The following is a 12,455-nucleotide window of genomic DNA, read 5'->3' on the forward strand; positions in this document are numbered from 1 at the left end:
GTTTTGATTTGTGGGCGCAAATGAAGAAACGTATTATAGCAATAACAGGTATGCCTCTAGCTGGTAAGACTGAGGTGTCTAAAGTTGCAGAACGATTGGGATTATCTGTAATTAGTATGGGAGAGGCTGTAAGACGTGAAGCGCTAAAGAGAGGTATAAAATTTGATGGAGAATCGATAGGTAAGTTTATGTTAAAGCTCAGAGAAGAAATGGGACCAGATGCTGTGGCGAAATTATGTTCAGAAACTATAGAAGAGATTGATGGTAATGTAGTAATTGTTGAAGGTGTTAGAAGCCTCTATGAAATTAATTATTTTAGATCACATTTCGGAAGTGTTCAAATAGTGGCGGTTCACGCGTCTCCAAAGATACGATTCCAGAGGGGATTATTGAGGGGAAGGCATGATGATCCGAAAACATTAAACGAATTTGAATTAAGAGATCTGAGAGAATTAGAGGTTGGAATTGGTTCTGTAATAGCTTTAGCAGATTACATGATAATAAATGAAGGACCTTTAGAAGATACGATAGAAATGGCTGAAAAAATTTTCATAAGACTTATAACGGAGGCTAATTAAGATGAAGATTACAGTAAAGGTTGAGGCCAGATTTACTGAAGATGAAAATAAAGTTTTAAAAGCATTGTACAATGTATTTACTCCTGAAAAAATTGATATAATAGAAGGCGAAAATGGAAAAATCATTATAGCTTTTGGTAGTGATATTAATAGTTTGCAGAAGCTTAAAGAACTCATAAGAAAATCATACATATTAGATGCTGCACGTAAAGTAATTAAATCGGCGTCAAAATTTAAGCAAGGCATTATAGAATTTTATCTTAACAAACAAGCAGCATACATGGGTAAGATCTCGTTTTCTGCACCTGAAAAAGAATCAGCATTAGGCCCAATTATTATAACAGTAGAAACTAATAATTCTTATGAGTTTTTAGATTGGATAGCACCAAAAAGCAGAGAATCACAACGACAAGAAGCAGAACTTGAACGAAAAATGCAAGAAAAATTTTAAGCTATGTGAAGTGTTAAGAAATCATTAGCTATTAACGTATTATAAAAGGTACTGCGAGCTTCATTAAGTATCAGACCCAGGTTTTGATAACGATTACTTATATGTGTCAAAATAAGCAATCCAACGTTAGCATTTAAGGCAATGTTTGCTGCTTGTTTCACGGTTGTATGATACGCAACCTTTGCCAGATTAGCATCATCTTCAATAAATGTAGCTTCATGGATTAAAATGTCAGCATTCATAGACGATTTAATAACATTCTCAGTAGGTAATGTATCGCCACTATATATAATCCTTGACCCGTGCAATGGCCTCCCGAGAACATCCTCAGGTCTTATGATCTTATTGCCAACTTTTACACTCTTTCCCTCTTTTAGCATTTTAAGCTCAGGTCCAGGCTTTAACCCCAAATTCAAAACTTTATTCATATCCAACTTGCCAGGTCTATCATTAGTTCTTAATATATAACCATAGGCTTCAACACCGTGATCTACAGAAATAGCCTCAATGGTATACTTCTTTTCGATTATAGAAGTGCCATGCGATACTTCATACACAAGAATCTTAAACTCAGACTCTAGAAGAGCGGGCTCAATAACCAAATTGATGTAAGATGCTATACCTTTAGGGCCATAAATTTCTAATGGTTGCTTTCTACCTAACATAGCCATAGTTCTAATTAAACCAGGTAGTCCTAATATATGATCACCGTGCATGTGAGTTATTAAAATTTTCATAACTTTTTGTAGACTTAAACCAGCATACAACATTTGACGCTGGGTACCTTCTCCAACATCCATTAATATTAGATTACCATCAATATTGAAAGCGATAGAAGGCAGCGATCTATCTTTAGCAGGAATACTAGCAGCAGTACCTAAAAACGTTAATATTATCATCCTGGCTCCACCACTCTTATATTACGTGTTAAACTTCTATGAATCCTTATCTCAAAAGAATCCTTACATACAAACTTAAGCTCATCCTCAATATCTTTAACGTTAGATCCTTTAAAAGATCCATAAACAATCTTACTAGCTGAAAAAGACTGCTTAAGCAATTCCCTTACCAAGTCTTGGTGCGATCTACCCATCGTAGAAGCATCCTTGCCATATGGTGGGTCAGTAACAATCTTTGAAAAGTATCTCAAAGGAATATAGGCAGCATCACCTCTAATAATATCAGCATTCCACAAACCATAAAAACGAATATTTCTTAATGAACCCTTACACATCTCCCAATTAAGATCAATGCCAATCATTCTAATATTCATCAAACATCCTTCAATGAGCAATCCTCCTGTTCCACAAAAAGGATCCACCACAATATCATCTTCCCTAGCTTCAGAAAGATTCATTAAGGATCTAGCAAGCCAAGTCTCCATAGCAGATGGATGGAAAAATGGTCTTTTACTAGGCCGTCGTTCCATAAACTTTCCACGGTCAACAGAACCTCTCTCCAGCAATAAAACAAATATATCACGACCAAATAATCCAACGAACTTATATTTGGGCTTATTCAAATCAACACTAAAACCCTTAGACGCGATTACAGATCCTAACATACTCTCTAATTTACCAACATCAACTTGGTTCCTAGGAACACCAACGCGTTTTATCCTAACTAAGAAACTGGAAACGGGTAACGATAAAGTAGTCTTTCTCATCATTTCAATTATTTCATTAACAATTGGTTTACTAATAAAAATTATGAGACCACCCAAACGAACCATAGATGCCCTTTTCACAACATAATCGATCAACTCGCTGCTTGATCTAATAATTACTATTCTATCATAAACACCAACAATGTTATATGAAAGACCACTGGAATTACACAACGCTTTGAGCTCGCCAAAAGGAATTCCATCATACCCATCAATCAAAAGAAATCCTATTAAACTCATTACTAGCTACTTAACTTTAAGATAAACTCTCTTTAATTTTTTTTCTAAATCAAACGATTACCAAATAACATATTCCATAGAATATGATTATCTAAAATCTAAGACGCTCAAGTCTTATTCGATCTCTGTTTATTTTTTTCCACTCTTTATAGTGTTCAGCACAAAGATAGACGCGTCTAGTACTGCCGTGCTCCACTTTAGAGATCATAGGACCAAGATTATTTATCGAAATTGATCTTACAGCTACATTTGCGCAACCTTTCACCATGCAATGAACACCATTATCAATCTTACCCATTGATTTCACCATCAACCATGATAGTACATCGAAGGAGTTTTCCTAGGTTTTCTAGCCATCTTCCATTTCCTTTTATGACTCTCTTTATATCTGGATTTTACAATTCCACGCGACTTTTTTCCTGCATGGGTCAATCCTCTGAAAACTCGTCCACTTTGAGGACTAGAATCCCTTAACTTTTTACGTGAAACAACTAAAACTTTACCTTCTTTATAGGCCTCAAGAAAACGTTTCAATGCATCAATATTTTCCTTATAAACACTTTTTCTTCTTACATCAATGTAAACTCCTAATAACATAGCCTGCTCCTTAGAAATCCCAGCTTCTTTAAGTTCACCAATACTAAATCCTCTACCGATCCTTTGTCTAGCTATATTATATTTGCCTTTCCAAACTAATGGAGTTAAAACAATTGGTTTAGGTGCTTCTGTCATGAGTTGAGCAGGTTCACTGCTCAACACCAACACCTCTCGATATCCAGTTTACATCTTTATCATTAATTATGGCCGGATGATATGGGTCAACCATTATTACTTCAAACCACTTATATCTGCCATCCTCACCAACCCAATAACTACCTAACACCTCCAAGTTTGGGAACTTTCTAGCAGCTTTCTCCTCAGCAATCCATTGTAAACTCTTTTTTACAGTCATTTTCACAGTACCCATACGCTTAGGTCTTCGGCCAGATTTAGGTCTCTCTTTTTCCATCTTTCCTTTTCTAACACGCACACGTACAACAACAAAACCTTGCTTAGCCTTATAACCAAGAGCCCGAGCTCTATTTATTCTAGTAGGCTTTTCGATACGAACGACTGTCGATTCACGCCTCCATAAGACTAATCTCTCACGATATGCTTCAGCTAACGGTCCCTCCTTAACTCTTTTCCATAACTTTGCTATCTGATGATACATGCCCATATTACTCTCACCAATTAAAGAAACACCTACAATTTAACCTTTACTAAAGCATCCCATAAAATACTCATCACATATGCATTACCATGCTTCTCTTAAGTATGATGATCATCATTTGTATCATCTAACTTCCCTCCCTGAAAAGTGGGGCTTTCCGTTGTAAATAAAATTTTTATATTCTTTGTATATTTTTAGATAGTTGGTGTGGTGGTTTGATTCCAGTCCACACTTAAAATAGGTGTTTTAGGTGCCGGTAAGCTAGGACAAGCTATAATAAAAGGTCTTATAAGAGCTGGAATTAATTCTACTGACATCATAGCATCAGTTAAAACATTAAAATCTGCAGAAAATGTTAAGAAATTGAATATTAATGTATTCTTAGATAATGAAAAGGTTATTAAAAATTCGGACATAATAATAATTGCTTTAAAACCTCGCACAATCATGAACACTCTACATTCATTAGCTGGGTTTTTTGAGAAAAAGATAGTAGTGTCTGTTGCAGCTCTGATACCCCTTAAAATATATTCGCATGTATTAAATGGTGCTGAAATTTATAACCTGAAAGCCTCGCCTCTTTAGGGCGGAGAGGAGGTCAGATGCTTCAAATGAATTAGATAAAGCACTTAAGAGTTTTAATCAATACTCAATTAAAGGTCATTCAATTAATAATGAATCATAAATAATTCTCTTAGTTTTCTTTTGTGTTTTGTTAAATGAGTAAAAAATATTTATATTTCACCAAAAAATAAAGCTATTTCGGTGATTTTATAATGTCGAAAAGTAGTGAGTTTAAGGTTGAGCAGACACATACTGTTTTCTATATACGGCTTCCCAATGGTTCAAAAGCTTACTTATCTTATGATATTAACGGTGATATTATGCGATTAATAGAAACTTATACGCCACCTGAGTACAGAGGCATGGGTTTAGCTAGAATGATGGTTGAACGGGCTACTCAGATCGCAGAAGAAAGAAATTTAAAGATAGAACCAATCTGTAGTTATTCAGTTTACTATTTTCTCAAGAATCCCGACAAACGTAGATTATTAGCAGATAAGTACAGATCAATGAATAATGTAGAACTTGAAGCATATTATAAGCAACGCTTAGAAAGTGAAAAAAACAAGAGCACCTAGCTATTTTATTGACTCTCTTCATTGCTGAATTTAAGGGGTTCTCTGTTGTTTCTGTTTGATGTTTTGTTATATTGGGTTCCAGACTGTGTCGAAACTAACCTCTGCTATGAGTGCATAACTTGTTCAATGTTTATTACATTAATCTTCAGTCTAGAAGTCCCGAGTTGTATCCTCCCTGACTCGTCAAAAATTTAATTTATTTTCTCAAACACTTAAAAGAAACATACATCTACTTAATAGGCAATCTATCCTAAAACCCTGATAATGGAGTTTTAAAGACAAGAGACAAAGAATCTTAGTCTCAGTTATGTGAAGAATCAATCAGGTTCAGCATTAGATATATTATGCCTTTTTTACTAAGATAATATGAACTATCATGTCGCAGCTAATAAGATGTTTTATTGCTGTGGATGTGAAGGATGAAGATGTATTAAATAAAATAAGTAAAATACAAGATTTACTACCTAATGGTTCATTAAAATTAGTTGAAAGAGAAAACATGCATTTTACGATTAGATTTCTCGGTGAAACTGAACAATCACTCGTTGGAGTTATTAAAAATTCGTTAAGATCAGTAAGCTTTAATCCTTTCAGCATTCATTTAAAAGGTGTTGGTGCCTTTCCATCATTTCATAAACCGAGAATAGTGTGGATAGGAGTTAGTGAGGGAGCTGAGAATCTGATGAAGCTACATTCAATGATAAATTCAGTTCTCAAAAATTTGCATATAAGATCAGAAGAGGAAGAATTCACTCCTCATTTGACTATTGCAAGAGTGAAGTATCCTAACAAAGAACTCCCTCACGTCTTAGATGAATTAAAGGATGAAGATTTTGGACAAATTATTGTTAAAGCCTTTCAGTTTAAACAAAGTATCTTAACACCTAAAGGGCCTATCTATAAGGATTTAGAAGTTTACCAAGCAGTATTATAGGGATTGTCATGGATATCGAAGATATAATAAAACATTTAAAGAATAAGGTAGCTCCTAATGAGGATGAAATTTTCCTTGTGAATACTACTATTAATAAAGTTGTCAACAAACTTAATGATGAGATTAAGCGAAGAAATATTAATGCAAAGGTTGAGGTGCATGGATCTATAGCACATGATACATGGTTGCCAGGTGACAGAGACATTGATGTTTTTATCTTATTTGATCCATCAGTTGGAAAGGAAAAGATAGTCACTGAGGGATTGGAGATTGCAAAATCTGCGTTTCCTAAGTATATAGAACGTTATGCGGAACATCCATTCATTACTGCACATGTTGATGGCTTTCTCGTTGATGTTGTACCTGCTGCAATGATAAGTGATGTAAGTAAACTAATTACTGCAGCCGATAGAACACCTTTACATTCAAGATATCTCTCATCTACATTGAATGATGAGTTAAAATTGCATGCGAGAATCTTGAAGTTATTCATGAAGAATATAGGTGTTTATGGCGCTGAAATTAAGGTGGAAGGGTTTAGTGGATACCTTGTTGAGCTGTTAACTGTATTCTATAATGGCTTTCCAAATTTCATTAAAAATGCTGCCGATTGGATACCTTACAAAACTGTTCTGCCTAAAGAATATGAAAACGTATTTAATGATCCATTAGTAGTGATCGATCCTGTTGATCCTAAAAGAAATGTTGCATCAGCCGTTAATCTAGAGAACATGTCAATTGTCATACAAGCTTCTAGAGAGCTATTAAAGAGACCATCTTTGAAATTTTTTATTCCTCCTAAACCAAGGATACTCAAGAAATCATTGATCACAAGCTTAAGGAAACGAGGTTCACATATTGTTGTCATTGTAGCAAACTGTCCTAAAGTACCACCAGATATACTCTGGGGAGAGCTAAAACATAGTATGAAAGGTATTGCACGTTTAATGGAGAACTATGAATTTAGGGTTGTTGATTCTACATGTTGGAGTGATGAGAACAAAATTATTGCATTATTTTATGAGGTTAAAGAGTTAAAATTACCCAAAATAAAAATTGTAAAAGGGCCACCAATCAGCATGCGTGATTCATGTGAACAGTTCATAGCATCTCATGAGAATGTGTGGATACGCGATAGTACACTGTATGCTTATTCACAGAGAAATGTAACAGACCTGTTAACTCTTTTGAAAAATAAAATCTTTGCCGCATCGTTAAGTAGACATATTGCAGAAGAATTAAAGAGAGGGTTTGAAATATACATAGATTATCAGGTACTAAATCTTAATGGGGGATTATTAATTCATGCAAAAAAATTCATTGACAAGAGTTTATGGTGGCTTAAAGATTGAGCCCTTAAGCTTTGATGATACACGCTTATTAAAGCTTATATGTTATCCATCTAATGAAAACTGTGACATCAGAACAAAAATTCTTGAACTAAAAGAGTTAGGTGTAAGACCCTGTATTGGTGGCCATGTAGAAATTCATGGTGGGCTACAAGTTTTAGGTAAAGGCACTACTAGTATTGTGACGTTTGGATTAATTAATAATACTGTAGTCGCATTAAAAATATTACGTTGTGATTCAAACAGAGACTCCTTAGAAAAAGAGGCGAAAATCTTGCAGCTAGTAAATAACGTTGGTGTGGGTCCTAAATTAATCTTGTATTCAAAGAATTTTCTTGCTGTTGAACTTGTAAAAGGGCGCCCTCTTGATGAAATTTTATTGAAGGGGTCTTTCACATGCATTTCAAGAACTCTTGAAAAATTGCTTTCACAATGTTTTAAATTGGATTTTATTGGAATTGATCATGGGGAGCTCTCTACACCAAAGAAACATGTCTATGTTTACAGATGCAATCCAACAATAATCGATTTTGAAACAGCAAGTTTTTCACGAAGGCCATCTAATTTAACTGCAATTATAGGACATGTATTCTTTAAAAAAACAGTAATGTCCGAGCGCATACGATCGTTATTTAAATTCAACAATCTAAGACTTCAAAAACTGAAGGAAAATTTGAAAATATATAAAAAGAAGCCCGAGTATGATCAGTTTTTAGTTATAAAAAATATAATATTTAATAACGAAATCAATCTTGAGAACACTTAATGAAATAATCTTTGTTCTCTTTGACAAGCTTATGTTTTGTAGTGAAGGAAGCACAATCTTAAAATGAGTACAGTTAAATAGACTTTAGTAATTGTTTTTATTGTGTAGGTATGGAGCATCCAATATTGTCACGGTATTCGTATCCTGAAATGCGATATGTATTTAGTGAGGAAGCAAAATTAGAAAGATGGTTAAAGGTTGAAGGAGCATTAGCAAAAGCACATGCGTTAGTTGGGAATATCCCCTTGGAGGCAGCTGAGATTATTATTTCGAAAGCTTCACTTAAGTATGTAAAACCTGATAGAGTGCGCGAACTTGAACATATTTATGAGCATGATCTTTTTGCAATGGTCGAAGCATTAGCAGAAGTGTGTAATGATGCAGGTAAGTATGTGCATTTAGGTGCAACGAGCTATGACATAGAAGATACAGCACTCGCTCTTGCATTACGTGATGCTTTATCTATAATAGAAGATGATCTGTTTTCTTTAAGAGATACATTAATTGATCTAGCAGTACGGCATAGGGACCTAGTTTGTATTGGACGAACACATGGACAACACGCCCTTCCTATTACTTATGGAATGAAGTTTGCATTATGGGCTGCTGAAATCCAGAGACATATAGAAAGGTTAAATGAGGTTCGAAAGAGAGCTGTTGTAGGTAAGATGAGTGGAGCTGTTGGTACTATGGCTGGATTCAGCCAACATGGTATTAAGATTCAGGAGTTAGTCATGAAGGAGTTAGGATTGAATTATGAGCCAATTTCTAATCAGGTCGTTCAAAGAGATAGGCATGCAGAAGTTATCATGTTGCTTGCATTAATAGCATCATCATTAGATAAAATCGCTAAGGAAATTAGGAATCTTCAAAGAACTGAAGTTGCTGAAGTTTTTGAACCATTTGAAGAGAAACAAGCTGGTTCATCCACAATGCCTCATAAAAGAAATCCAAATAAAAGCGAAAGAATTTGTAGCTTAGCAAGATATGTAAAGGCTCTTGTCATTCCTTCGCTTGAAAATATTTCACTTGAACATGAGAGAGATTTAACGAACTCAGCTAATGAAAGAATAATCATTCCTGATGCCTTTATGATCGTGGATTACATGTTACGTCAAATGAACAACATTCTTAAAAAACTTGAAATAAACGAGAAAAATATAAAGCGTAACTTGGAACTTACCGACGGATTAATAATGGCCGAACGTATAATGCTTGAATTAGTCCGAAAAGGCGTTCCCAGACAGGAAGCTTATAAAATCGTCAGAAATCTCAGTTTTAAATCGATAAAAGAGGGTAAATTGTTTAGAGAAGTACTTGAAAGTGATCCAACAATTTCAAAGTTAATAGATAAGAGCAGCCTAGAAGTGCTGATCAATCCATATACTTATATTGGAAATAGCAGGGAAATTGTCAGTAATGTAGTAACTATGCTTAAAAGTAAAAGATAGGGAAAATTAATGTTAATAGTTGTTACAAGCAAACCTGGCAAAGAAACACGAGCATTCAATGAAATAATGGATTTATTTTTATCATACGAAATTACGGCATCAAGGTCATCGATATTCAGTTCAAGCGGTGTTTTTGTAATAGACGCAGATTGTGACATATATACGCTAGCTAAACATCTTAAAGGATATAAGAGGATTTATTCGCTGAAAGTAATGCCCCTTCAGCTTATAGTTAATAATACGTTAGAGGATCTAGCTAATGGAGTGCGTAATTTAATGAAAGATTATAAAGGTACATTTGCTGTTCGTGCAGTAAAAAGAGGTAAAATCAGTGCAAAAACTATAGAAGATTATTTAGGAACAATAATTGTTAAGGAACTAGGTCTGAGTGTGAATTTGCGTAATCCTAATCATATAGTAATCGTTGAAGGATTGGGTTCTAAGGCCGGTCTTAGCATTTTTAACCCTGAGTTATATCTGTTGTTTGCTAGAAAAAAAGGACTTAGTTTATGAGTTCTTTTTGCTCAAAGAATTTTCTAATAGAACGTAATGTTTCTGGACCTATGCCTGGTATTTTTAAGATCTCAGAATCTTTTGCGCTTGCTAATTTTTCTAATGACGTGAAACCATAATTATAGAGGAGTCTAGCCTTTACTCTGCCGATTCCAGGCATTCTGACTAGCTCTAATAATTCCTCTTTTACGCCATCCGCTAAACGTTTATAGAGTTTGTTTAACATTTTAGCGTGGTCCATTTTATCAAGAAGTTTCATAAGTTCATAGGCTGCATAACCTATCCAGTGTGCTGTTTGAGTATAACTGTATATATCACCTGAACCTACATTATACATATCTATTATATCCTCCTCTCTAACCTCATTTATCCAGTCGTTTAGCATTAAAGCTGTTTTCAGTTCATAAGCTATTAATTTAGCATCATCCTCATCATATATATCGTAACTGAGTCTTACTGGTAATTCATCAATATATGGTTCAGCTTTCTCCATTATAACTCTCAGTTCTCTCTTATTTACTGATAATTTTGGCATGTCATCAGTAAGAACAATAGTATAGAGATAACCGAACGCCGTCAGACTCTCATGTTTTAATAATATACTAATTATTGTGTGAGCTGAGCTTGGATCAATGTAGAGTTCTGCGACACGTTTTCCTAAAGCGGTTGCAGTAAATTTCCTCTCTTTTTCTTCTAAAAATCCTGACGACACTAAATATCGTAAAATCCTATTAGCAACCAGTTGTACATGCTGCGAACCTACAGCATGCGCATAAAATGTTTTTGAGAGAAACTTATGCATGGACTGAGTATCTGAAACAACATCTGTTGCAAAGAGCGAAAGAATATGAGATCTCATAGCAGATTCATTATCGAGTTTTGAACTTATATCCTCTATACTACCATTTACATATTCATCCAGTAATCTTTTTACGTGCAGTCTACCTGGTGCAACTATAATAGCTTCACCGTATTCATCATATTTTGGCCTTCCAGCTCTACCTGCAAGTTGTTTATATTCCATAATAGGAATCTCTTCAGATACACCTTCTCTCATATTGAACCTGTACAATTCTGCAACTATTACCCGTCTAGCGGGAACATTCACACCAGCAGCCAATGTAGGTGTTGCACAAATAACTTTTAAAATCCTATCCCTGAATAACTTTTCTATGATACTTCTGGCGTGGTGAGAAAGGCCAGCATGGTGAAAAGCTGCACCATTTTTTATAAGATTTGCTAAGTCTAATGTAATTTTATCTTCAGAAATCTTAGTCAGCGCTTCAGCGGCTTCTAGTAATATTCTCTTCTCGTCATTGGTAAGAAATTTGGGTACCGCATCTTCATGTCTGTGTGCATACCTAACAGCTGACTGCCTTGTACTAGTGAAAACAAGTGCTTGTCCACCATGTCTTAAAGTATCTATTGACAAATTAACCACGCCAGACTCATGAATAATAGGTATTTTCTTCTCATCACCGTCATCGTAATATATTGTTCCATCATAATATACACCCTCTCTAAGAGGAACAGGTCTCCAATCACTTTCTATGCAGTTCGCACTAAGCCACTCAGCTATCTCTTTAGCATTACCAATAGTTGCACTTAACGCCATAATTTGTGCTTCTGGTAATTCTGTTCTTAACCTGGTTAAAAGAAATTCCAATGTTGGTCCTCTCTCAATAGAATCTAACAAATGTATTTCATCAGCTACTATTAATCCTACATCATGTAACCACGATGCGTGATGTCTTAAAAGACTATCAGCTTTTTCATTGGTCGTAACTATAATATCATAATCTTTAAGCCATGGATCTGAACTATCATAATCGCCAGTGGATATGGCAACACGAATGCCCCCTTTTTCGTACATCTTTAAATCTTCATATTTTTCTGAAGCTATAGCGCGGAGAGGTGTTAAATAAAGTGTTTTTAAACCCTTTTCATGGAAGAGCTTAAATGCTGCAAGCAATGCAATCAACGTCTTTCCTGATGCAGTAGGACTAGCGAGAACTAAATTTTTTCCATCTAGAGCTCCCCCTTTAATTGCCTTAACTTGTGGTGGGTATAGTTCATTAATTTGATTTGATTTTAATATCTCAATAATTTTTTCAGGTATGCCGTAAATCTTTAGTTCATCAACCTTCATCTC

The 12,455-nt window shown here is 34.9% G+C and carries 14 protein-coding genes and 1 pseudogene; 8 read left to right on the forward strand and 7 right to left on the reverse strand.

All coding sequences use genetic code 11. The annotated features are described in order from the left end of the window. Window positions 1-20: 20 nt before the first annotated feature. Entirely contained in the window at window positions 21-578 is a 558-nt protein-coding gene (locus tag QW128_00205) for an AAA family ATPase (GenBank protein MEM3832012.1), read from the forward strand. Between the two features lies 1 nt (window position 579). Next, complete coding sequence (locus QW128_00210) at window positions 580-1,029, forward strand: RNA-binding domain-containing protein (GenBank protein ID MEM3832013.1); 450 nt, start codon at window positions 580-582, stop codon at window positions 1,027-1,029. Here QW128_00210 and rnz read toward each other — a convergent pair. The 6 genes and pseudogenes from rnz to QW128_00240 form a co-directional block, all read right to left on the reverse strand. After that, window positions 1,026-1,928 (reverse strand): ribonuclease Z, encoded by a 903-nt coding sequence (gene rnz, locus QW128_00215; GenBank protein ID MEM3832014.1) that lies wholly within the window; start codon window positions 1,926-1,928, stop codon window positions 1,026-1,028. The genes QW128_00210 and rnz overlap by 4 nt on opposite strands. Beyond that, the gene (locus QW128_00220) at window positions 1,925-2,935 is read right to left on the reverse strand and encodes a hypothetical protein (protein MEM3832015.1); all 1,011 of its coding nucleotides are present in this window, start codon (window positions 2,933-2,935) and stop codon (window positions 1,925-1,927) included. The genes rnz and QW128_00220 overlap by 4 nt, the downstream gene beginning before the upstream one ends. A 91-nt stretch (window positions 2,936-3,026) precedes the next feature. Further along, a complete protein-coding gene (locus QW128_00225; GenBank protein ID MEM3832016.1) occupies window positions 3,027-3,233 on the reverse strand; it encodes a hypothetical protein in 207 nt (68 codons plus the stop codon). 11 nt (window positions 3,234-3,244) lie between these two features. Next, window positions 3,245-3,691 carry a ribosomal protein L13e gene (locus tag QW128_00230; protein MEM3832017.1) on the reverse strand — a complete coding sequence of 149 codons (447 nt, stop codon included), beginning with the start codon at window positions 3,689-3,691 and terminating at the stop codon, window positions 3,245-3,247. Window positions 3,692-3,704: 13 nt separating this feature from the next. Then, window positions 3,705-4,154, reverse strand: a pseudogene (locus QW128_00235) (50S ribosomal protein L15e). A 188-nt stretch (window positions 4,155-4,342) separates the two neighbouring features. Further along, on the reverse strand, window positions 4,343-4,564 hold the full coding sequence (locus tag QW128_00240; GenBank protein MEM3832018.1) for a hypothetical protein: 222 nt from the start codon (window positions 4,562-4,564) through the stop codon (window positions 4,343-4,345). A 360-nt stretch (window positions 4,565-4,924) separates the two neighbouring features. On the opposite strand from QW128_00240, the gene QW128_00245 reads away from it, so the two are divergent. From QW128_00245 to QW128_00270, 6 genes are all read left to right on the forward strand, one after another. Continuing rightward, window positions 4,925-5,290, forward strand: a complete 366-nt coding sequence (locus QW128_00245) for a GNAT family N-acetyltransferase (GenBank protein MEM3832019.1) — start codon at window positions 4,925-4,927, stop codon at window positions 5,288-5,290. Between the two features lie 376 nt (window positions 5,291-5,666). Beyond that, window positions 5,667-6,224 carry an RNA 2',3'-cyclic phosphodiesterase gene (thpR, locus tag QW128_00250; GenBank protein MEM3832020.1) on the forward strand — a complete coding sequence of 186 codons (558 nt, stop codon included), beginning with the start codon at window positions 5,667-5,669 and terminating at the stop codon, window positions 6,222-6,224. An 8-nt stretch (window positions 6,225-6,232) separates the two neighbouring features. Beyond that, window positions 6,233-7,576 carry a CCA tRNA nucleotidyltransferase gene (gene cca / locus QW128_00255; GenBank protein ID MEM3832021.1) on the forward strand — a complete coding sequence of 448 codons (1,344 nt, stop codon included), beginning with the start codon at window positions 6,233-6,235 and terminating at the stop codon, window positions 7,574-7,576. Beyond that, window positions 7,530-8,339: a hypothetical protein gene (locus tag QW128_00260; protein MEM3832022.1), complete on the forward strand. Its 810-nt coding sequence runs from the start codon at window positions 7,530-7,532 to the stop codon at window positions 8,337-8,339. The genes cca and QW128_00260 overlap by 47 nt, the downstream gene beginning before the upstream one ends. Window positions 8,340-8,449: 110 nt before the next feature. Beyond that, the gene (gene purB, locus QW128_00265) at window positions 8,450-9,790 is read left to right on the forward strand and encodes an adenylosuccinate lyase (protein ID MEM3832023.1); all 1,341 of its coding nucleotides are present in this window, start codon (window positions 8,450-8,452) and stop codon (window positions 9,788-9,790) included. A gap of 9 nt (window positions 9,791-9,799) precedes the next feature. Next, a complete protein-coding gene (locus QW128_00270) occupies window positions 9,800-10,303 on the forward strand; it encodes a THUMP domain-containing protein (protein MEM3832024.1) in 504 nt (167 codons plus the stop codon). On the opposite strand, the gene QW128_00275 is transcribed toward QW128_00270, so the two are convergent. Then, window positions 10,293-12,452 carry a DEAD/DEAH box helicase gene (locus QW128_00275; protein ID MEM3832025.1) on the reverse strand — a complete coding sequence of 720 codons (2,160 nt, stop codon included), beginning with the start codon at window positions 12,450-12,452 and terminating at the stop codon, window positions 10,293-10,295. The two genes, QW128_00270 and QW128_00275, sit on opposite strands and share 11 nt — an antisense overlap. Between the last annotated feature and the right edge of the window lie 3 nt (window positions 12,453-12,455).

It is taken from the genome of Thermoprotei archaeon (assembly GCA_038881895.1).
Lineage (GTDB): Archaea > Thermoproteota > Thermoprotei > Gearchaeales > WAQG01 > JAVZOV01.